This is a genomic window from Umezakia ovalisporum Ak1311, assembly GCF_029891685.1.
Classification (GTDB): domain Bacteria; phylum Cyanobacteriota; class Cyanobacteriia; order Cyanobacteriales; family Nostocaceae; genus Umezakia; species Umezakia ovalisporum.
Map to the genome: position 1 here is coordinate 1 of NZ_JANQDJ010000087.1, position 22,356 is coordinate 22,356.

Sequence of the window (22,356 nt, forward strand, 5' to 3'; positions counted from 1 at the left end):
GCAATCTTTTCGATGAATTAACAAAAGCACAAAGAGAACTGGAGGAAATTAATGTTACCAGTCTTGTGGAACAAGCAAGATTAATTTTGCAGGATGTAAATAATGTCAGAGCAGAATCCCAGAATATTTTACTAACAACACAAAATTATTTACACCAATCTCAACAAATTCAGCAAGAAAATCTGGCAATATATACCGCTAATGCTACAAGCATTAATGAGGCTATCTCACAAATTGACACATATAATCAAAACATTGAAGCTCAACTATCCCAGAAATTACAAGCTGTAGAAAGTTTTAGCAATCTTTTCGATGAATTAACAAAAGCACAAAGAGAACTGGAGGAAATTAATGTTACCAGTCTTGTGGAACAAGCAAGATTAATTTTGCAGGATGTAAATAATGTCAGAGCAGAATCCCAGAATATTTTACTAACAACAGAAAATTATTTACAGCAATCTCAACAAATTCAGCAAGAAAATCTGGCAATATATGCCGCTATTGACAGATATAATGAAAATATTGACAATGCCACAACTATTTTAACACAACTTGAGTCTATTAAGAGTGAAATAGACAGTATAGGAGGTTTAGAAGAAGTTAGAAACCTACTGCAACAGGTAGATAATACCCGCGCAGATTTAAGGAATTCAAACGCTCAATTGTCATTCTTGCAAAGGGAAATAAGCCAGATCCAATATTTAGAGAACTATTTACAAGATTTTGGCAGGGTTCGTAATCATAAACAACTGAGGCAGTTTTTAACACAGGAGTTAGGATTTATAGGACTGATAGTTTACGTCCTTCACTTACTAACTCCCAACAGAAAAAGATAGATAGTCAAGATAAGGTTTTGGGGGTAATTTCCCTCTGGTTGTCTTCATATACACAAAACAATCACAGGGCTACTACCCCCATGTGTAGTCACTCCAACTCAAAAAAATTACGACTCAGTAGCCAGTTCAGTGTTACCACGTTGACGACGACGGGTGAGACTATTAAACAACATAATCCCGATGGACTTGATCAAATTCCCTTCCAATTCCTCAAACATCTTCATATTCATCCCAAAGGCGGCGTTAGCCTCATCCACAACGCGATGGACTCTAGCATCATCAATGGGTAATTCATCCAAACTTTGGCGGTATTTGGCTTTAAATGCCTTCTCGTCACTAATATCCGTAAACTCATAGAAAGCAGTACCTTGACCATCAGACAAGTTCATCGCTGTGACAGCAATGTTCTTGAGGATTTGACCCCCTGATAAATCACCCAAGTAACGAGTATAAGAATGGGCGATTAATAACTCTGGTTCAGTTTGGGAAATTTCGCGGATGCGTTGCACATAAGCTTCACCTGCTGGTGACAGTTTAATTTGTTCCCGCCAGTTAGCACCAAAATAGTAACTCAAGTCTTGCTCTAAGGTTTGCTTGCGGTGGAGTTGGGGAAAGTTAATTTTACTCACAATGGGGTGCTGACAGTGCTTTTCCATCTCCTCTTCCATGGCCGAGTAGATAAAGTAAAAGTTAGCAACTAGTTTGCGGTAAGAGTTTTTTTCCACTACTCCTTTTAAAAAACATTTGACAAAACCGACATTTTCTGCCATTGTATGGGCTTTTTTAGTACCTACACGTAATTTGCTGGCTAAATTGCTGGTCATAGTAAATTTCTCAACTTAAAAGGTTAACTCGTGAAGTTTCAATTTTATGAATGGCTAACAATACCATCAAAACGTTACATTAAAGCTATTTGATGAGAATTTATATTAAAATTTTTTAAGTGTCCTGAATTCTGCTGTGCTCAAATTCCGAAACAGCCATTAATCACTATGGCGGAAAGATTACAGTAATATATAAATAACTTTACATAAAAATATTAACGACTCAAACAAACTCAGTAAGTTTACTGAAAATGTAGAAGTAAGCTGATTTGTAAAATAAAAACAAGTATATATTACAGATAAACAGTTATCTCGGTTGAGATGGCTAAATTAACCTGCAAAGTAATATTTTCCGTCATGGTGTGAGGAGTTAAAACTGATGGTGACATCTATAAATAGAACCCAAGAGGACATTCGCAGTAGCTCTAAGTCGGAATCTCACAAAACAGGAAAAGGTTTAGATGGCAATTTTGCCCTTAACCATGTGTCACTACCGACCACTGCCTTATTTGGCACTGACGGCATTCGGGGACAAGTAGGAGAATTACTCAATGCCCCATTAGCATTACAAGTAGGTTTTTGGACAGGTGTGGTTTTGAAAAATCACAGTTGTCAAACAGGGCCAGTCATCCTGGGGCAAGATTCCAGAAACTCCAGCGATATGCTAGCAATGGCTTTAAGTGCAGGGTTAACAGCAGCCGGAGTAGAGGTTTGGTATTTGGGATTATGTCCCACTCCCACTGTTGCTCATCTCACCAGCATCAGTGAAGCCATCGGTGGAGTGATGATTTCTGCCAGCCATAACCCACCAGAAGACAACGGGATTAAGATTTTTAACAGCAATGGTGCTAAGTTATCTCCAGCATTACAAACAGAAATTGAGTCAGGACTACGGGGACATACAGTTACCGATAAAGTTAGTAATTGTGGACGGCATTATTCACGCGGGGAACTGGTAAATCAGTATGGCAAAACTTTAAAACAATCCTTAGAGAAAAGAGGGAATCTCCAAGGGCTGAAAATAGTTTTAGACTTAGCCTGGGGTGCTGCGGTTAGTTTAGCACCCCAGGTATTTATAGAAATGGGAGCAGAGGTAATTTGCTTACATAATCAAGCTGATGGCCATCGCATCAACGTCAATTGCGGTTCCACTCACCTAGCAACTTTGCAAGCCACAGTTAAAGAACATGATGCAGACTTAGGCTTTGCCTTTGATGGCGATGCTGACCGTGTTTTAGCTGTAGATCACACTGGTAGGAAAGTAGATGGTGACTACATTCTTTACCTGTGGGGAAGACATCTACAACAACAGCAACAACTCCCAGATCACCTCATTGTTTCTACTGTCATGGCCAATTTAGGCTTTGAAAAAGCTTGGCAAAAACAAGGTGGAAAGTTAATTCGTACCGCCGTAGGTGATCAATATGTACAGGCAGAAATGATCAGAACAGGGGGAATGTTAGGCGGTGAACAATCTGGTCATATTCTTTGCCGCCATTACGCCATTACTGGTGATGGACTGTTAACAGCTTTACACATAGCAGCTTTAGTCAAAGAAGCTGGTGTTCCCCTCAGCGAATTGATAGATCAAAGTTTTCAGACCTATCCCCAACTATTGCGAAATGTCCGAGTTCTGGACCGCGATCGCCGCTTGAATTGGCAAGATTGTCAACCTTTACAACAAGCCATCGCTTTAGCTGAAGCCGCAATGGGTGATGCAGGCAGAATTTTAGTCCGGGCTTCTGGTACAGAACCAGTGATCAGAGTCATGGTAGAAGCTGCTAATACTGAATTGGCTAACCATTGGACAGATGAATTAGTATTCCAAGTCCAGCAACACCTGATAGAGTAACCTTTTAATTAAAATACTTTCTTGATCACTGCTTCTGCATTTGAATGCAGAAGCAGTAAAATTTTAGGCTCAGAAATTTGCTCCTACTTATACAATGACAGTTGATGCACATCACTGTATAAATTAAAAATTATCGTACTTAATTAACCAACACCTTGATTGTAATCAATGCTATATAAACAAAGGTTATAAATATCGAAAATAAAGTCAATATATTTACATTAAAAGAAGCAATTTTTATAAAATCTGACGGACTGGCAATATTCTTAGATATAATTTTAAAAATTTGCCAAAAAATCCACAATAAAATCTTGGCTATATTTACTATAAATAATATATAGACCATGCCAAATTCAGAAATATTCTAGCTGACAAGTCCCAACCTCCCAAACCATTACCATTTGGGTTGCAATTTATATCCTAAAAACAGTAGAAAATCCTCATGATGATTCTACCAAATTAGGACTCAGTATTTTCATGGAAAATTATTAAATCAATTAAAGATGACTTTGGCTTATACAATTTGTCAACTATATAAACTCGGGCGTTGCCATGCCGAAATTAAAGTCAAAATCTCAGAAATCGAAAAAATCAAAAAAGCAGGATACCAAGGAAACTTCTACCCTTAGCCTCAAAGAAAATTTAGCACAAAAACGTAAAACAACTCAAGGGCGTAAAAAATTTACCACCCTACTTACCGCCGCTGGCTTTACCAGTGTTTTGTTTGGTATTCTACTTTTTTTAGTGGGTGGAATTAAAGTAGCAGCTCCTGGCATTTTGGCAATTCTCATCATTTCCTTTTCCTACAAATACCCCCGTTCTGCCTTATATGCTTTTCTGATTTATATGCCATTTGGGGGTACTATTACTTATTACATCAGCAACAGTCCCATTCTCCAACTCGCTAAAGATTCTTTCTATGTTCCCGCTTTGATTGCATGTTGGCAAACTTGCCGTAAGCAAAGGCTACCCTTCATACTACCCAAAGATATTAAAACCCCGCTATTTATTTTGTTGGGTTTTTGCCTTCTAACCCTGATATTTATCAATGGTGGACAACAGCTCAATCCTCCCACCGTGGCACTCATGGAAAAACAATCCAACGAAATGCCCCTCGCTATGGGTCTCTTAGGACTAAAAGTACTTTTAGGCTATATACCCTTAATTACTTGTGCTTACTATTTAATCCGCAATAAAAAAGACTTTCTATTTCTATCCCGCCTACAGGTTGCCATCATACTTATCTGCTGCACCCTGGGAATTATTCAATACATATTACTACTAACCGGAGTATGTGAAGGTACAAGAAACGCCTCAGGGATAGATTTATTTAAAGCAACACTAGACGCTCGGTGTTATTTTGGTGGTTCTCTACTCTATAGCCCTAACCAAGGAGTAATTCGCCTACCAGGAACCTTTGTAGCCCCTTGGCAATGGGCATGGTTTTTAATTTCTAGCACATTTTTTGCCTTTGCCACAGGTTTCACTGACCCGGCAATTATTTGGCGGCTACTCAGTTTAGGTTCCTTGGCAACAGTTTTTATCAATGCAGTCATCTCTGGACAGAGAATTGCGTTAGGGTTAGTACCCCTGTGCTTCGTAATTTTGCTAATAGTTACCGGTCAAATTCGTAATTTTAAACGCTTTATTCCTATGGGACTAGGACTAGTCTTAATTCTGGGAATTGCTATGGTAGCTAACCCGGAAATTGTGGAAGAACGGACAAATAGTTTTATAGGTCGCGTCGAAGCTGCGCCACCTCAAGAGTTTGTCCTTCAGCAGTTTGAAGAAAATTTAAGAAATGTAGCTAGCCCCATTGGTAGTGGTTTAGGTAGAGCCACTAACTCCGCTAGAGCATTGGGTAGAACCAAGCTCGTAGAAACATACTACCCCAAAGTCATATGGGAAATAGGCATTGTCGGGGTACTAGGATTTCTAGCTTTAGTAACAACCTTGACAATAAGTGCTTTTAAAGCATATCGTGCCATAAAAGACCCTAGTTTACGCATTTATGCTGCTAGTTTATGGCTTTTTATACTTCTTATTAGTTATAACACATACTATTATCCTTTAGATGTTGATCCAGTGGCTGTATACTACTGGTTTTGTGCAGGAGTACTGTTTAAATTGCCAGTATTGGATCAAGAAAAACACGTTTCTGAGCCAGTTGCAACCACAAAGAAGAAATCTGCGACTATCAAAGGACAAAACTTTAATTGGTTTTACTCCCATCGCCGACACAATAAAACCCGAAATAAAAATTTCAGCAGACAATTTCATAATCAAACAGCAAGTTGATTTAAATCCCAAAACAGATGAATAATTTGCCTTTGATTTCAGTAATCATCCCCACCTATAGAAGAGAAGAAATGCTGCGGGATAGTATTGTCGATATTTTAAATCAGGACTATCCCTACTTTGAGGTTTTGGTAGTAGACCAATCTCCAACCCACCAACCAGAAATACAAGCTTACCTAGAAGAAATTTCAGCAGCAGGTAAAATTCAATGGTTTCGCCTCCACTGGGCGAGCTTACCAGGGGCCCGTAACTATGGAGTACGACGAGCCCAAGGTAAAATTATTTTATTTATTGATGATGATGTCAAAATCACCTCGCAATTTTTGGCAGCCCATGCTAAAAACTATATGCAAAATCCAGAGGTAGGGGCTGTAGCTGGGCGAGTATTCGACAGAGGTAAATTAAGTGATTCCAATGGGGAGTTGCAAATTGAATATTTACCTCCCCAAGCAATGAACCCCGCAATTGCTTGGTATCACCTTGATTTAGTACACACTATCAAACCCCAGCAAGTACTAACAGCTAGGGGTTGCAATATGTCTTTCCGCCGGGAAATTTTCACTCAACACAAATTGAACTTTGACGAGAGGTTTCGCGGTAGCGCAGTGCGAGAAGAATCAGACTTTTGTTTGCGACTCCGTAAAACAGGATACAAAATCTGGTATGACCCAGACGCTTATTTAATACATTTAGGCCAAGAAACCGGGGGTTGTCATGATATTAGTATGCGATCGCCGAAGTATCAACTCACCTTCTACCACAATCATTTCCTAATGGGGCTAAAAAACCTCAATGCCATTCAATCTATACGTCTATTTGCTGCTTTATTTAACTGTCACGTGCTAGGAAACCCGCCCTGTAACAAAAGTCGTTCCCCCATCAAAATTGCAACTCGCGCTGTTTTCTACACTTTGGGTTTTCTCAAAGCCTTGGGTACTGTCATTCAATCAATATGGAATAATGGTCAAACTTATAGTCGCCTAGATCAACAATTTTAGTGACTCGCCATTAGGTAGAACAATTTGATTTTACATCTGACTATTAATAAATACCCAGAAAATATGAAAATTTTAGTTGCCAGTCACTCCTATATTGTAGACCTTAACTGTGAAAAATTACGCGCTCTAGCACATTTAAAACCAGGCATTGAAGTAACAGTTGTCGTCCCCAAAACCTGGAAACCTGGTGGTGTACAAAACAAAATTATTACCACTCAATATCGTAATGAAGGCAACTTTAAAATTGTCCCCATCTCCAATTTTAGTCAAAATCATCAAGGTCTTCTTACCTTTGGCATTGACTTAATTTCTTTATTAAGAGAATTTCGACCCCAAATTATACAGGTGGAACAAGGATCTAAAGCATTAGCATATACTCAAATGATTGTGCTCAATCAGCTATTAAAACTCAAGGCAAAAAATATATTTTTTACATGGTGGAATTTGCCCTACGAACTCAAATTTCCTGTTACTTTTTTAGAAAAATACAATCTTAACCATAGTGACGGCATCATTACTGGTAATCAAGACGGTGCAAAAGTTATTAGACAACGAGGATATCAAGGACCAATTCAAGTAATGCCACAACTAGGTATTAATCAAAGCCTATTTACTCCCCAAACACAACCAGAATTGGCAAGTCAGTTAGGCATTACATCTGAGGATTTTGTAGTGGGATTTGTCGGGCGGTTTGTTCCAGAGAAAGGTTTATTAACACTTTTGCAAGCTTTATTAGCCATACCAAATAAACCTTGGAAATTATTACTACTGGGCCGGGGATATCTCCAAGCAGAATTAATTAAAATTAGCACAGAAAATAATCTTAAAGACCGAGTAATTATTACAGAAAGTGTTCCTCATAATCAAGTAGCCAATTATATCAACTTAATGAACACCTTAATTTTACCTTCAGAAACCACCTATAAATTTAAAACCTTAACTACTGTTGGCTGGAAAGAACAATTTGGTCATGTATTGATTGAGGCTATGGCTTGCAAAGTTCCCGTCATTGGTTCCGATTCCGGAGAAATTCCCCACGTAATTGGTGATGCTGGTTTAGTATTTCCTGAAGGTAATATTGCAGCTTTAGCTAATTGCTTAGTTCAATTAATAGAAAAACCAGATATGGCTAAAAGCATTGGTCAAAAAGGTCATCAAAAAGCAATGCATAAATATACAAATCAGGCTTTAGCACAGCAGCAATTCGCCTTTTATCAAGAACTAGTTAATAGTTAATCAAATAAATATTTAATTTGGGTGCTGTCTAAACAAGAACATAAAATCATGAAAATTTTACAAATTATCCCGTCAATCTCTTTGATTTATGGCGGACCCAGCCAAATGGTCATCAACCTGGCTTCTACCTTAGCAAAAGAGCAACTAGAAATAACCATTCTGACAACTGATAGTAATGGTGATACTGGACAACAACCTCTCCATGTTCCTTTAAATCATCCAGTGCAACAAGATGGTTATCAAATTATTTATTTTCGTTGCAGCCCATTTCGTCGCTATAAATTTTCCCTTAATTTACTCAAATGGCTCAAAATTCACGCTTGTGAGTTTGACCTAGCACATATTCATGCTTTATTTTCTCCTGTAAGTACTGCTGCAGCGAGAGTATGTCGTCAGCAAAAACTACCTTACATTTTGCGTCCTTTGGGCACCCTTGACCCGGCCGATTTACGCAAAAAAAAGCAATTAAAACAGCTTTATGTTCAACTGATGGAACGTCGTAACATAGCTGGTGCAGCAGCAATTCATTTTACTAGCAATCAAGAAGCCAAAATATCAGAACGCTTTGGCGTAGCAACGCGAGATTTGGTGATTCCTTTAGGTGTGATTCCCCCTAAACCAATTCCAGATGCAGGGAATATAGTACGCAATCAATTCAAAATACCGCCAGATTTTCCTTTAGTCCTGTTTATGTCCCGAATTGACCAAAAAAAAGGTTTAAATTTGTTGCTTCCAGCCCTAGAAAAGCTTTTAGCTTCTCAGTTTAACTTTCACTTTGTTTTAGCTGGAACAAACTCTCAAGACCCAGATTATGAGCAAAAGATTAAATCTCACATTGCCAATTCACCACTGCGATCGCACACTACCATTACGGGCTTTGTTAGTGGTGAGTTAAAAGCTAGTTTACTACAAGCTGCTGATTTATTTGTTTTACCCTCTTACTATGAAAACTTTGGCATTGCCGTAGCCGAAGCAATGGTAGCAGGTATACCTGTAGTTATTTCAGACCATGTGCATATTTGGCAACAAGTGCATGACAGCAAATCAGGCTGGATAGGTAAAACAGAAGTGGAAACTTTTGTCGAGTTAATCAAAGAAGCTTTGCAAAATCCTCAACAACGTCAGCAACGGGGCTTAAATGCCCAACAATATGCTTTACAACATTTCAGTTGGAGCGCCATCGCTCGTCAAACGATCCAAGCCTACCAACAAATTATCACAAAATAAGCAATTTTTTGTCATTTTTCTGGATTGAATAGACAAAGGTTACACAAGAGTTTGTCCTAGAGAGAATAATTAATTCACATAATTCACAGATGAGAAGACAATAAGATTATTAACTTTTGATGAAGTTGTTTTTTTCTATGCGCCAAAAATTAAAAATTTATTACAAACTGCTAAACACCGATGGGGAAACCGTGTTTTATGTCATGATGGCAATGTAAAATACATAAGCCTTTCTAAACTACAGGGAACCTCTTATGGCTCTTCATCTTGGTGATATAGTACCCAACTTTACACAAGCTTCTACACACGGCGATATCAACTTTTACGAATGGGCGGGTGACAGCTGGGTAGTGCTGTTTTCTCACCCTGCTGACTTTACGCCTGTTTGCACCACAGAATTAGGCACAGTGGCCAAACTAAAGCCAGAATTTGACAAGCGCAATGTCAAAGCAATCGCACTTAGCGTTGATGATGTTGAATCTCATACAGGATGGGTAGGAGATATCGAAGAAACTCAAAACACCACCCTCAACTACCCCATTCTTGCTGATGCAGACAAGAAGGTTTCTGAGCTTTATGATATGATTCACCCCAACGCAGCTGCAAACATCACAGTGCGCTCCGTATTCGTTATCGACCCCAGCAAAAAACTGCGTCTTACCTTAACCTATCCTCCCAGCACAGGACGGAACTTTGAGGAACTATTGCGAGTAATTGACTCACTGCAATTAACTGATAACTACAGCGTAGCAACCCCAGTTGACTGGAAAGATGGAGACGACTGCTTGATTGTTCCATCATTGAAAGATCCCGAAGTTCTCAAAGAGAAATTCCCCAAAGGTTACACAGAAATCAAACCTTACTTGCGAGTGACCCCTCAGCCTAACAGGTAACTTTGATTGATACCAATATTTAGTACATTACTGGCATATTCCTGGTAGACTGGCAAGGTTAAAATAGTGCAACAGACAAAACTCTTGTGGCATGGGCATTCTGTCCATAAAAAGCATCTTCCCTATTCCACAGGAAAATTATAATGTAACATTTTAGTCTTGCCAGTCCAGTACTGTGGTTGACCCACCTTTTCGTATAACCTCTCGTTGACTACCACAGCAGAAGTACATTAGGTTAAGGAAAAAACCTAACCATAAAAATATATATATTTCATTACAACTATTGATGCAGGCATAATATTAGCCAAAGGGTAACCCACTATTGAAGTTCTTATATTTACTTGAAAACCTTTCACCGCAAACAATCGAGCCATTTAGGTAGAAGAACCAGAATGATATCACCGTCAGGTGACCATAATTTCACAATAAAATCCCCGAAAGGCACGGAAGCCACTTCGCTTCAGGTAGTGGAGGAAGTCCCGGGGAGGGGATTTATTCCCTCCCCATAACTAATGGTTTCAAGATTAAAGCACACTGTATTGATATTGGTGGAATCTCCAGGGGCTGTTTAAGTCAGCCTCAGAAAGTTCCTTTATGGACTCTTCGGAAATCCTCGGTTTAGAAAACCGAGGAAGCTTAATTATATGAGAATCCATGTGGTGTATTAGCATTTTGGTGGCAGAATCCGTCAATATTACCACCCCTATAGTCCAAAATTTTCATAGACCAGAACTCAGGAAAATCAAAATGGATATCAAAAATGGATTTGTCGGTAGCATTGGTAACACACCACTAATTCGCTTAAACAGCTTTAGTCAAGAAACAGGTTGCGAAATCCTTGGTAAAGCAGAATTTCTAAATCCTGGTGGTTCCGTCAAAGACCGCGCTGCACTTTATATTATTGAAGATGCAGAAAAAAAAGGTCTACTCAAACCCGGTGGTACCGTAGTTGAAGGAACAGCTGGGAACACAGGCATTGGTTTAGCACATATTTGCAACGCCAAAGGCTATAAATGCCTAATTATCATTCCCAATACCCAATCCCAAGAAAAAATTGACGCCCTAACAACCCTAGGTGCAGAAGTACGTCCCGTTCCGGCTGTCCCCTATAAAGACCCCAATAACTACGTCAAACTATCTGGCAGAATAGCCGCTGAGTTAGATAATGCTATTTGGGCAAATCAATTTGATAATTTAGCCAACCGCCTTGCCCACTACGAAACCACGGGTCCGGAAATTTGGACACAAACAAACGGTAAAATTGATGCTTGGACAGCTGCAACTGGTACTGGTGGCACTTTTGCAGGTGTATCTTTATATCTCAAATCACAAAATCCGGCTGTTAAATGCGTAATTGCCGACCCTATGGGTAGTGGATTGTATAGCTATGTCAAAACCAGTGAAATCAAAATAGAAGGCAATTCTATCACCGAAGGCATTGGTAATAGCCGCATCACTGCCAACATGGAAGGCGCACCAATTGACGACGCTATCCAAATAGATGACACAGAAGCTTTGCGGATAGTTTATCAACTTTTGCGGAAAGATGGGCTATTAATGGGTGGTTCTACAGGTATTAATGTTGCTGCTGCTGTGGCTCTAGCAAAGCAAATGGGGCCAGGACATACCATTGTTACCATTTTATGTGATAACGGTTCCCGCTATCAGTCACGCATCTTTAACCGCCAATGGTTAGCCTCCAAAGGATTAGTTATTAGTGATTAGTCACTAATCATGGGGTATGGGTACTATCCCATCTCCCTGATCCACTTAATTCCCAATTGCCTTATACAAATGTCAAAAATAACTCAACTATCCAACTCTCCCAACCCAAACCCAAACTCTGCTACAAGGTGTGTGCGGGTCTGCCAAAGTCGCACCTGTAAAAAGCAAGGTGCAGCGAAAGTATTAGCGGCCTTTACAGCTTTGCCAGTTCCTGATGTGATAGTAACCGCTAGCGGCTGTTTAGGACAATGTGGTAACGGGCCAATGGTACTAATTCTACCCGATATGGTTTGGTATAGCGGCGTTATACCCAATGAAGTACTTCTATTGGTAGAACAACATTTGTTGGGTGGCCAAAAGGTGAAACGAATGCTCTATCATCGGTTTCATCCCCAGGGATAAACAAATAAAAATGTAAAATACCACTCAATTGCTGACCGAAGCGAGGGATCTATGAATATTCACCAGCTACGTCAATCTGTAAAAACTAAGTGGCTGAGGTACTACAAACAAAATCGTTCTTGGCTAGTCAAAATCAGGGTTTGGGGTACTTACAATGGTCTGCGCCGTCCTTCATCTGGGTTTATTTTGGCTACTTTGTCAGTTTTAGAGCCACAGTTTGATCAGCTTATCTCTTTTGTCCTGGATCTAAATGACAATCCCGATGAAATAGTCTCAGCTTTAGGTCTTAACTTTAATCCTGATCAAGAGTTAACTTTAACACAGTCTGAATATTCTACAACCACAACCGACGTTGAAAGCCAATCTTTGCACGAACAGTCTACACAAAGCAAAACTCCACCCTTAGTTGCAGTTGCTTCTCAGATTTCTGACGCTAAAACACTACACTGTGAAAAACTTTATACTGAACTACCACACTCAAATAAAACTCTGTCATCATCTCCAAAAAAATCTGGGAGCATTGACAAGCATAACCTAATACCCTTGCTTCCAGTAACCACTCACATTCCCCCATGTTCTTATCCTAAAACATTCACTTTTCATGCATCAGAGTCACATCAACCCCTGTTTCCACATACAAGAAATTCTAAGAATATTCCCAGACAAAAAGTTCCTTCTTCGGTTGCACTAGCTACTCAGGTTGCCTCTCGGCCTTCTACAAAAATGTCACACTCCCCCAAACCACCCTCCGCTTTACCACCTCAGCACGAACCATCGCCCCTGGCAAATACTATTAACATGAGGAAAGCGAAAAATATCCCAGCCCCAAAACCCAGGGATTGGCGGTTTTATCATCTACCCATCAAGTTTTGGTCACTTTTGCTGCAAACAAATTGTTTAACTGGTATTTTATTTTTATGCCAGTGCCTTAAATCACCATTTCCAGGCAATGACAACATTGGTAAAATTTCCCCACAAGGAAAGGACTCTTACCGTCAACTGCAACCCTTAACCACTAAAAATGGCTCCAGTTTAGCTTCTTGGGTAGATGAGTTTTGTCAGGGTAGGGAATACGACCCAGAAACTAATTCCCTTTAAGTTTCAAAAATAACAACCCCTAGTGTATCACAGTTAAGGTAAATGCTTCTTTGGCTCTACATCTGATCAATCAGTGAAGCAATAGGTAGCGCCACTACGACACAGCCTCCTTTTTTCAAACAACTTTTCCATTTCCTCACCCTATGAAAAGAACCAGAAAGTCTTTGCTGCTAGCCTTGGGATGGGTATTGCTTTCATTAGCCACGACGCTTTTAGTTATCTTGATGCAATTAATAACAACTGTCACCGCACAACAAACTCCTGGGTCTATTATTGTTGAGAGTACCAGTACACCCCCACAAGGCTCCGCTGATGAAGGTGAATCGCAACACTCACAGTCCTCAAGACTCAGTCCAGAGGAAATTGCTCGTCAGCAAACACTCATCAAAGCAGATCAGCTTTTTCTCACCGGAAAAATCTCTGAAGCAGAAAAACTATATCGAGAGGTCAAAGAACCCTTTACTGCAAAACTCACAAACCAAGAACCCAAAGCAGCCATACTAGACCCAGAGCAACTTTCTCCAGCAGGTAAAGTATATTGGCGAGAATCTACGGCAGGAATTGCTCATAATCTGCAAACTAGAACTTTAGTACCTCTGCAATTATTGGTTGAACAGTATCCAGAATTTATCCCCAGTCATATTCGATTTGCAGAAATTTTAAAACAATACAATCGTGGCAAAGAAGCATTAGATATACTAGAACGTGCAGTTGCCCTTTATCCCAATGAATCAACATTAATTCAAGCGAAAGTAACCGCACTAGCTGAAGCTCAAAAATGGATGGAAGCATCTTTAATAGCACGTCAATTTGCGCTTCTCAATCCCAATCATCCCCAAGCATCTGAATTCCAAAATTTAGCTGACAAAAATCTTAACCAATTCAAATCTCATATTAGATCAGAGATTCGAGGTAATGCCATCGCTAATATAATCACCGGTGCATTAGGTTATGCCGTTACTGGCAATCTTTTCGGACCCTTTTCTGCCATTGACTCTACTATTATGCTCCTCAAAGGTGAAAAAATTATCGGGGAGTCTGTAGCAGCACAAGCAAAAAAACAGTTGGATTTAATTAAAGATGAAACTGTTACAGCCTATGTTAATGAAATTGGGCAAAAATTGGTTAAAGTCGCAGGAAGAAATGATTTTGAATACGAATTTTTTGTAATTCCTAAAGAAGACTTGAACGCCTTTGCACTGCCTGGGGGTAAAATTTTCATTAATGCTGGGGCCATCGCTAAAACGAATTCAGAAGCAGAATTAGCTGGCTTACTAGGTCATGAATTGTCTCATACTGTCTTATCTCATGGCTTTCAACTAGCTACCCAAGGAAATCTCATTGCTAATGTTACCCAGTACTTACCTTTTGGCGGTACTATCGGTCAACTGTTTGCACTGACTTACAGCCGGGATATGGAACGTCAAGCAGATAATTTGGGGACCCGTTTGATTGTTGCTGGGGGCTATGCTGCTGATGGCTTACGTAATTTGATGGTGACATTAGAAAAAGAGCAGAAAAATTTTATTCCCCTTTGGTTATCATCCCACCCAGGCGGTAGTGAGCGAGTTAGTTATTTAGAAAATTTAATTTCCCGTGCTAAGTATAACCGCTACGCCTATGAAGGAGTTGAACGACATATCGCAGTACAAGCCCGCTTGAAGCAGATACTTAAGGAAAAGAAAGAACAAGAACAAAAAAAATATCCTTCTCAATGAATCAAAAATATAAAATTATCCGTCACTTAAGTTATAAGCACCCTACGATAAGTACACTGGGTAATAATTTATGTTTTTACGACCTTTAAAGTTTGTATTTTTGAGCAGTTTTGGCTTATCTTTTATCCTGGGTAATTCTGTGGTACTTGCTCAACTTGTTGTCCCCACTATACCTTCAGACAGTACATCAACTCCCACAGGCACAACTACAAGTACACCAACTGTAACGAGTGGTAATCGGTTTAGCTGTCAATTTTACAATGGACAGCACACGGTTATGTATCAGCCACAAAATATCCCAGGGCAATTCTTTCCCTGGGCCGCGCCGGCGGCTTTGGGTGGTGGTTGGAGTCCACAAAAACGCTGTCAAGCAATTGCCAGCCGCTTGGAATCATATCGCCCGGATGGTTTAGATGAATTGCAAATTGCTGTAGAAAATAATGAGAATATTATTTGTGTGACCACACAGACTAACTCATTTTGTCGCATTGTGTTAACAATACCTCGGGGGAAAGATCCCTATTTGGTACGTAATAGTGTTTTCCAAAACTTAATTAGTGCGGATAATGGAGAAAAAACTATTGCTGTTAATACTTATCGCCATCGCAATACCACAGGAGTAAGTGAGTTATATAATTTAGGTCGCACCCTTTTTGGTGGTGGTAAAAATCGAGTTGCTGCCTCTAAAGGGGCTATTAATTTAAAACCTTACCTCGCCCCTCAAGATGGTGGTACTTTGGGAAATACCAATACAAATACTAATCAGTCAGCACCTCAAACCCCTACACGCCTCAATCCTGGCAATTTCCGTTGATATTAGCACATTGCAGACTTAGACCATATTCATAACCTAGGCATCTGACACAAGGAATGTAGAGATGTTCTAGGGAATGTCTCTGCAACTTGCTTAAATAGGTTAAAACGGCAAGGGCAATACTTTAATTTGTATGATGAACAATAAAATAATCAGGATATAGATCCCTAGTATGGTAATTACTTTTTTTAAATTCAGCTACTTAAAGCCTGAATTAACGCCTTACCTTTGAGAAACGCCTCCTCAAATTCAGCTTCAGGATCAGATAAAGCTACAATACCTCCCCCAATACCAATAGAAGTACCATTGGGAGTCAAAACCGCAGTCCGAATTACTATATTCAAGTCTGCTGCTCCATTGAGTGCTAAAAAGCCTATAGTACCTGAATAAACTCCACGCGCTTCTTGCTCTAGTTCGTCAATGATTTTCATGGTTCTAATTTTCGGCGCACCAGTCATAGAACCACCAGGAAATGCTTTTTTGATGCAGTCAGTAGCTTGCATATCTGAGCGCAAATGACCCCGAATCGTACTGACAAGCTGATGCACTGTAGCATAAGTTTCCACTGCCATCAATTTTGTAACTTCGATACTGCCTACCTCACAGACTAAACCTAAATCGTTGCGTAACAAATCCACAATCATTAAGTTTTCTGCTCTGTCTTTTTCGCTGTTACGCAATTGCTCACAAAGTATTTTATCTTCTGCAGCAGTCTGTCCACGTTCGCAAGTACCTTTGATTGGCTTAGTTTCTACCCAGCCCGTGGGGTCAATTCGCAAAAATCTTTCTGGGGATGAACAAGCAATGGCAAATTCAGCAAAACAAAGAAATGCTGAATATGGGGCTGGATTAATTCGCCGTAAGGTGCGGTAATACTCCAGTGGGTCAGGAGTGATATCTGTATAAACTTTATTGGTTAAACAAATTTGGTAACTCTCTCCTTGTTTGATTTGATTGAGGCACTTGTGAATATTATCCATATAAGTCTGGCGACAATGGCTGAGGCGAAAAACTAAGGGTTCCTTCCTACCTATGGACAGAATCGGTGGTACAGGTTTTAGTGTGCGTAGTTGTTTTTCTGTTGACTCAAACCAAGCATCTGCCTGTGTGCTTTGATACTTTTGAATCAAACATACTAAATATATAGTTTGTTCTTGGTGGTCAAATACAATAATTTGGTCAGCTAAGACAAACATAGCATCAGGAAGCAAAGCAGGATGCACTAGTTCAGATCCACATTCTGCTTTAATCTCATAACCGAAGTAGCCGATAAATCCACAATTAAAGTCAAAAGGTAGTTGTTCAGAGTTACACTGTCGGTAATTAATTTCTCGTTTTAGATAGTCAAAAATACTACCTCTACACTGAGTAACTTTGCCTGACTGAGTGATGGTTATTTGTTGAGTTTGGGTGCGGTACTCCACCAATAAACTATTTAAACCACCACTTCCTCCCATAAAAGAAAACCGAGAAAGACCAGGACTCACTAAGCTGCTATCAAGCCAAAAGGCGTTGGTATCTTTGCCAAATAAATGCACAAACACTTGTTCTGCATCAAGATACATATCTAGTTTTTTACTGCAAACTTGGTATTGGGAATGAGAACATGGGGTGCTAGAAGAGAATAGTCTAGAATCTTCGGGAAGAAAAAAATCCTGTTTCTCGGTTTTGAGTGTTGATTTTTCCTCGGTAAATTGTTCTGTGATGTCTCGAAAATTTTCTAAAAGTTTCCACCCGTATTCAGTAGAAATTGATTCGGGATGAAATTGTACTCCCCAAAATGGTAAATCTCGATGACGCAGCGCCATGATTAGCCCTTGTTCAGTCCAAGCTACTTTTTCTAGACAACTGGGTAAATTTTCTGCAACTATTAAGGAGTGGTAGCGGACAACAGAAAAACCTTGAGGAATACCCTGAAATAGCTGAGAGCGATTGTGATATATTTTGCTTAATCGTCCGTGCATAATTTCCGGCGCATAAATCACAGTTCCGCCATAGACATGGGCTAGTCCCTGATGACCAAGACAAACGCCAAGTAGGGGTACATTTATATTTTGAATTACTTCTCGGCAAATACCAAAGTCTTTAACTTTTTCCGGGCGACCCGGTCCGGGAGAAATCACCACGTTGTCGAATATGAGTTCACTTAATTCGTCCCAATCAATTTGATCATTGCGAATCACAAAGGGAAGCTCTCCGTTGATTTGCGCGAGCATTTGATAAAGGTTAAATGTATAGGAATCGTAGTTATCAATGATCAGGGTTCGCACTTCACGCTTCCTCTGTTTGTCTCTGAGCAAAATTTAGTGAAAAATAAATTTTCTGTCTCATAGCCACACATCCCCGACTGTTTTGAAAAGTCCGGGATATGCTGATTGCTTTTTCGAGTTTTGCATACATTACTAGAAAATCATCGGCGTAGCGGATAATCCTTAAGGATGCTACTGGGTTATTCCCTTTACTGGTTATTTCCCCATATTTTATACGGGATTTATTATCTCATTTTCCATTCCATGTAATGCAATATTGGCTAACAGTGGGGAAATTACCCCACCCTGTAGCCTTCCTGCATCACTTTCTTGCAAAACTCCCTTGGCGATAACCCGACCTTTTAGCCATGTCTTGATTAATCTTCGTTTTGTAGATTCTCTTTTGTAGCTTGTAGACAACCTTTTGGATTTTCTTCTAGATGTCTCCCCATTCATACCTATGCAAACCATGGCGCATAACTTGTTATCTCCACGGCGGTGAGAATTTAAATCACACAGTAAACAAGTTAGCCAAATTCAAGTTAGATAAACTTGAAATTATGGCTGATTCCCACCTGCGGACATTGGCTTTCAATTTCGTAGGAATCGAGCAAGCCTATTTTTGCGGTTATGGAATCAATGGCTCGCACGAAAGGAATGTCGTCTGGGTCTGGTTCCTGCTCTGGTAGTGGGGAATAAGTACTCCCCTCAAAGCTTTGGGGCAAAGGTGTAGGTGTGTAGTTTGTCTGCTCAGGAGCAACATCAACACCAGTGGTAACAGGAGCCGTTACTGGAGGAAATTCAACTTCCTGCTGTGAAGATGAAAATACTGGTGATGATGGTTTTGGTGGTGTGGAGGTCACTGATGGAGTTATTGTGATTGGTGATGGGCTGGAACTACTTCCTAGTGATTGAATTTGTTGTACTGTTAGTTCGGCACGTTTTTCTTTAAATCCCTCTTGACGCTCAACAGTGTGCATTCCTAAGCGACCTGCCAAAATAACACGATCGCCTTGGTGATAGTTTTGCTGAATTTCTGTGGCCACATTTCCCAAACCGACCACTTTTAAAGTCACCAACTGCTCTTCTGTGCGCTGAGGATTAGGAAACTGTACCAGCATTTCTGTAATTGCTAAGTTATCGGCTGTATAACGTAATTGCGGTTCTTGAATGATTTCCGCCATTAAAACGCAGCTATTCATGAAGTCCTCCTCATGGCAAAGGTTAATGAGAAACAAATAGATTTTTGATTACGGAAATATACATAATTAAGTTATGAGCTTAAAGTTTTAGCTTGAGTCTTTTTTAGCATAAAAGCCAAGCGATCGCTTTGAATAGTATTCAAGATACTATCCGCCACCTTCGCCTGACTAAAACGAGCATTGGATTCTGCATGATTAGTACAATTATACCACTTCAGTCCGAAAAAAATGCTGCCAATTAAGTTTGGACGTGAACTGGAACAATCCCCATACCAATCAACCGGGCTGGTAAGTCCCGTAAAATAGGCAACCGTAACCAAACAGGGGGTTGAAAGCTCTGCCGGGATTCGAGAATTTCGGCTAGAATTCGTTTTTGGATAAAACTCTGGAATGCTTGAATAATGCGTGTGGGTAACTCTCTTTGACTCTGCACTTTTGCTAAATCAGCTAATTCCACACATTTGTTTTTGAGTGGTCGAGTGAGTATGTTAGCTGCTACTACGGCATCCTGAATAGCGTAATTAATGCCTACTCCCCCCACAGGAGACATAACATGAGCCGCATCACCAATCAGTAAAAGTCCGGGACAATACCAACGTTTAACGCGGCTGGATTCCACTGAGAGCAAGAATATCTGTGACCAATCTTGTAAAGATTCTATGCCATCGCTTAAAGTAGGCACAATTTCCACCACAGATTTTTTGAATTCCTCCACGCCAGCAGCACGAATTTGCTGATAACCACCTTTAGGAATCACATAAGCAAGTTGCCACTGATCACCCCGATCTAGCATAACCAAGATCCGACCTTGAGCAAGGTTTCCTATACCTCCCCCTGGGTCTCCCGGCTGACGGGGTAAACGGAACCAAATAACATCCATTGGCGGCGAGGTTTGAATTAACTCAAAACCAGCTTGTTGTCTTAAGCGTGAGTAGCGACCATCCGCACCAATTGTCAGTGTAGCCCGGACTTCATGCCAACCACCCCCTCCCCGATAGCGGACACCTTGAATGATGCCATTCTCCTCAATTAATTCTTGCACATTCGCACCCATGATTAAGTGAAAATTCGGATATTTTTCGGCTTCTTGGGTGATGAACTCCAGAAATCTCACCTGGGGCATCATCGTAATATAGGGGTAGCGAGTTTTCAGGTGACTAAAATCCGCTAATGTGAAAGCATTTTCAGGAGTGCGAATTCTCAAACAGTCAATTTTGCTATGGGGTAATTGCAGCAAGGGATTACTTAATTGCAATTCTTCCATAATTTCCATCACCGAGGGATGAATTGTGTCTCCCCGAAAGTCGCGGTCAAAATCTTTATGGGCTTCTAACAGGATGACACAAATCCCTTGACGTGCCAAAAGTAAAGCTAAAACAGCGCCTGCTGGTCCACCACCGACAATACAACAATCTGTGTTTTTTAAGTCTAAAATTCCATGGGCAGAATTTTCAGTTACGTCAGTAGTCATGAGAACACCTGCCGATACTACTATAAATCCAGAGTAGTTTGCTTTTTTTAGTCCAAGCTATTTTTTTTACTTTTTGTAGTCACAGGTAACATATATCATGGACGCTGAATTTTCCGCCTTGGGGAGTCAGCTATCTGATTAATTACCCTTACCGTAAATAGTCGTGGCGCAAGTTGTTTTAGAAAACATTTATAAAAGTTTTCCCCAGCGTAAAGGGGAAAATGTACCGTCTCCTAAGTTAAACAGTGACACAACCCCAGCACCAGCAGAAAATATTCATGTCTTACGGCGAATTAACCTGACCATCGCCGATGGTGAATTTATGGTCTTGGTAGGCCCTTCGGGTTGCGGCAAAAGCACTTTACTGCGCTTAATCGCTGGGTTAGAAGTGATGACAGCAGGCAATATTTCCATAGGCCAGCGCTTAATTAATCACCTACCTCCCAAAGAACGAGATATTGCCATGGTGTTTCAAAATTACGCACTTTACCCCCACATGACTGTATATGACAACATCGCCTTTGGACTGCGCCGACGGAAATTAGGGAATAGCGAAAATCAAGAATCCTCACTCCCTAATTGGGCAAAACATCTTCTTGTCGGGATGACAAGAAAGCTACCTCAAGGAATACGTTACATTTCTGAAAAAGAAAGAGAAGTGGACCAACAGGTGCGATATGTTGCCCAATTGTTACAAATGGAAAACTTACTCAATCGCTTACCCAAACAGTTATCAGGAGGGCAAAGGCAACGCGTAGCACTAGGAAGAGCCATCGCCCGTAATCCCCAAGTCTTTTTAATGGATGAACCTCTTTCTAACTTGGATGCGAAACTGCGGGCGGAAACACGCAGCCAAATTGTCAAATTACAACGTCAACTGGGAACCACGACAATTTACGTCACCCACGACCAAATCGAAGCTATGACCATGGGCGATCGCATTGCGATTATGAATCAAGGTCAAATCCAGCAAGTCGCATCTCCATTAGAACTTTACAATCATCCAGCTAACCGCTTTGTCGCTGAATTTATTGGTTCACCACCGATGAATTTTATACCTGTGACATTTCACGCGCCGTTGTTAATTACCCATGATCATTTCCGCCTCACCCTACCAGAAACTTGGGAAAAACCTCTACGAAAATACGACAAGCAAACTATTATTCTAGGTATTCGGCCAGAACATTTGAGTTTAAGCGCACCTGCTACCAAAAATTTACCTGTGAAAGTAAACTTGGTAGAAAATTTGGGTAATGATTCTTTTCTAGCAGTGAGCTGGCGTCATCTAGACACATCACAATCCAAACTTAATCACACAGATAATATACAGGTGCGAATCCCACCAGACAAATTAGTGCATATTCGCGAGGAATTATGGTTATCATTAAATCCCGAAAAACTGCATTTTTTTGATCCTCAAACTGATTTGGCGATATTTCCCATCAAGGAGCCAGGAAATAAATTAACAGTCTCATAGCTCCAGTCGGTTAAAGAACTAGTCCCCTAGGGCTAA

At 40.3% G+C, this 22,356-nt stretch carries 17 protein-coding genes; 13 read left to right on the plus strand and 4 right to left on the minus strand.

The genetic code is table 11. From position 1 onward, the window contains the following. On the plus strand, nucleotides 1-836 hold an 836-nt coding region (locus tag NWP25_RS17560), incomplete at its 5' end, for a hypothetical protein (RefSeq protein WP_280699892.1). A gap of 107 nt (nucleotides 837-943) precedes the next feature. Here the strand turns inward: NWP25_RS17560 and NWP25_RS17565 are convergent. Then, on the minus strand, nucleotides 944-1,660 hold the full coding sequence (locus NWP25_RS17565) for a biliverdin-producing heme oxygenase (protein WP_280650174.1): 717 nt from the start codon (nucleotides 1,658-1,660) through the stop codon (nucleotides 944-946). A 379-nt stretch (nucleotides 1,661-2,039) separates the two neighbouring features. On the opposite strand from NWP25_RS17565, the gene glmM reads away from it, so the two are divergent. The 11 genes from glmM to NWP25_RS17620 all read left to right on the plus strand — a co-directional run bounded on the left by glmM (nucleotide 2,040) and on the right by NWP25_RS17620 (nucleotide 15,921). Beyond that, nucleotides 2,040-3,512 carry a phosphoglucosamine mutase gene (glmM, locus tag NWP25_RS17570; RefSeq protein WP_280650175.1) on the plus strand — a complete coding sequence of 491 codons (1,473 nt, stop codon included), beginning with the start codon at nucleotides 2,040-2,042 and terminating at the stop codon, nucleotides 3,510-3,512. A gap of 552 nt (nucleotides 3,513-4,064) precedes the next feature. Further along, nucleotides 4,065-5,810: a hormogonium polysaccharide biosynthesis protein HpsL gene (gene hpsL, locus NWP25_RS17575; RefSeq protein ID WP_280650176.1), complete on the plus strand. Its 1,746-nt coding sequence runs from the start codon at nucleotides 4,065-4,067 to the stop codon at nucleotides 5,808-5,810. A 17-nt stretch (nucleotides 5,811-5,827) separates the two neighbouring features. Then, a complete protein-coding gene (gene hpsN / locus NWP25_RS17580; RefSeq protein WP_280650177.1) occupies nucleotides 5,828-6,808 on the plus strand; it encodes a hormogonium polysaccharide biosynthesis glycosyltransferase HpsN in 981 nt (326 codons plus the stop codon). Between the two features lie 63 nt (nucleotides 6,809-6,871). Then, nucleotides 6,872-8,044: a hormogonium polysaccharide biosynthesis glycosyltransferase HpsO gene (gene hpsO, locus NWP25_RS17585; protein WP_280650178.1), complete on the plus strand. Its 1,173-nt coding sequence runs from the start codon at nucleotides 6,872-6,874 to the stop codon at nucleotides 8,042-8,044. 48 nt (nucleotides 8,045-8,092) lie between these two features. Next, nucleotides 8,093-9,271 carry a hormogonium polysaccharide biosynthesis glycosyltransferase HpsP gene (gene hpsP, locus NWP25_RS17590; RefSeq protein ID WP_280650179.1) on the plus strand — a complete coding sequence of 393 codons (1,179 nt, stop codon included), beginning with the start codon at nucleotides 8,093-8,095 and terminating at the stop codon, nucleotides 9,269-9,271. A gap of 254 nt (nucleotides 9,272-9,525) precedes the next feature. Next, the gene (locus NWP25_RS17595) at nucleotides 9,526-10,164 is read left to right on the plus strand and encodes a peroxiredoxin (protein ID WP_280650180.1); all 639 of its coding nucleotides are present in this window, start codon (nucleotides 9,526-9,528) and stop codon (nucleotides 10,162-10,164) included. 747 nt (nucleotides 10,165-10,911) lie between these two features. Continuing rightward, the gene (locus tag NWP25_RS17600) at nucleotides 10,912-11,889 is read left to right on the plus strand and encodes a cysteine synthase A (RefSeq protein ID WP_280650181.1); all 978 of its coding nucleotides are present in this window, start codon (nucleotides 10,912-10,914) and stop codon (nucleotides 11,887-11,889) included. 69 nt (nucleotides 11,890-11,958) lie between these two features. Further along, a complete protein-coding gene (locus tag NWP25_RS17605; RefSeq protein WP_280699894.1) occupies nucleotides 11,959-12,291 on the plus strand; it encodes a (2Fe-2S) ferredoxin domain-containing protein in 333 nt (110 codons plus the stop codon). A gap of 51 nt (nucleotides 12,292-12,342) precedes the next feature. Continuing rightward, on the plus strand, nucleotides 12,343-13,389 hold the full coding sequence (locus NWP25_RS17610; protein WP_280650183.1) for a DUF5331 domain-containing protein: 1,047 nt from the start codon (nucleotides 12,343-12,345) through the stop codon (nucleotides 13,387-13,389). Between the two features lie 143 nt (nucleotides 13,390-13,532). Then, the gene (locus tag NWP25_RS17615) at nucleotides 13,533-15,107 is read left to right on the plus strand and encodes a M48 family metallopeptidase (RefSeq protein WP_280699895.1); all 1,575 of its coding nucleotides are present in this window, start codon (nucleotides 13,533-13,535) and stop codon (nucleotides 15,105-15,107) included. Nucleotides 15,108-15,177: 70 nt separating this feature from the next. Then, nucleotides 15,178-15,921, plus strand: a complete 744-nt coding sequence (locus tag NWP25_RS17620; RefSeq protein ID WP_280699897.1) for a COP23 domain-containing protein — start codon at nucleotides 15,178-15,180, stop codon at nucleotides 15,919-15,921. A 194-nt stretch (nucleotides 15,922-16,115) separates the two neighbouring features. Here the strand turns inward: NWP25_RS17620 and pabB are convergent, their stop codons facing one another. From pabB to NWP25_RS17635, 3 genes are all read right to left on the minus strand, one after another. Beyond that, nucleotides 16,116-18,191, minus strand: a complete 2,076-nt coding sequence (gene pabB / locus NWP25_RS17625; protein WP_280650186.1) for an aminodeoxychorismate synthase component I — start codon at nucleotides 18,189-18,191, stop codon at nucleotides 16,116-16,118. 521 nt (nucleotides 18,192-18,712) lie between these two features. Then, entirely contained in the window at nucleotides 18,713-19,372 is a 660-nt protein-coding gene (locus tag NWP25_RS17630; RefSeq protein ID WP_313958974.1) for a single-stranded DNA-binding protein, read from the minus strand. Nucleotides 19,373-19,610: 238 nt separating this feature from the next. Continuing rightward, nucleotides 19,611-20,843, minus strand: a complete 1,233-nt coding sequence (locus tag NWP25_RS17635; RefSeq protein WP_280650187.1) for an FAD-dependent oxidoreductase — start codon at nucleotides 20,841-20,843, stop codon at nucleotides 19,611-19,613. A 163-nt stretch (nucleotides 20,844-21,006) separates the two neighbouring features. On the opposite strand from NWP25_RS17635, the gene NWP25_RS17640 reads away from it, so the two are divergent. After that, entirely contained in the window at nucleotides 21,007-22,320 is a 1,314-nt protein-coding gene (locus NWP25_RS17640; protein WP_280699899.1) for an ABC transporter ATP-binding protein, read from the plus strand. Nucleotides 22,321-22,356: the final 36 nt, after the last annotated feature.